Source organism: Moraxella sp. E33BD, assembly GCF_041807865.1.
Taxonomy (GTDB): Bacteria; Pseudomonadota; Gammaproteobacteria; order Pseudomonadales; family Moraxellaceae; genus Moraxella; species Moraxella haemolytica.
The window spans coordinates 1-691 of the sequence record NZ_JBGTZD010000042.1 but is presented as its reverse complement, the minus strand read 5'-3'; the positions used below and the strand labels follow the sequence as shown (position 1 = coordinate 691).

General features: G+C 43.7%; 1 pseudogene. It reads left to right on the top strand.

The window, feature by feature from the left end:
• Positions 1–691 (top strand): annotated as a pseudogene (locus tag ACERC6_RS10280) (hypothetical protein); the annotation flags it as partial.

The following is a 691-nucleotide window of genomic DNA, read 5'->3' as shown; positions in this document are numbered from 1 at the left end:
TTCTTAAAGATGGTGTAACCTTAGGTGAAGCTACTGGTCCGAAGATTGTACATAACGGCGATAGTATCAAAGTTCAGAAGAGTAATGGCTCTCCTACGAAGATTACCAATATTGCTGCTGGTACACAAGACGGTGATGCAGTTAACTTTAAGCAAGTGAGGGACGGAATTGATGGTATTACCACTAAAGGACTTAAATTCCAGGGTGATTTCGGTGGTGAAGTCCATCGTAACTTAGGCGATAAACTAACGATTACCGGCGGTCAGACGGATTCAGGTCAGCTGTCTGATAATAACATCGGCGTGGTGCAAGACGGCGAAGGTCTAGTTGTAAAACTTGCTAAGTCGTTGACTGGACTGGATTCGGTGACGACAAAATCGTTGACTGTGAATAACGATGCGACGATTGGCGGTGGTTTGACAGTGAAAAAAGCAACCACGTTATTAGGTGGATTAACCACCATTGGGAACAATGTCACCATTGGTGATAGTTTTACTATAGGTAATAGTCTTGTCTCTGGTGATGCAGGTGTTCAAGGTGATTTGTATGTCTCTGGTGATACCAACCTTAAAGACACCACCGTTGATGGCAAGCTAACGGTGACGAGTGGTATGGATGTAAAAGGTAAATCAACCTTTGATGCGATAGAGATCCCAAGTTCAAAAGAGAATCAACCGCCACTGTTGCTTGA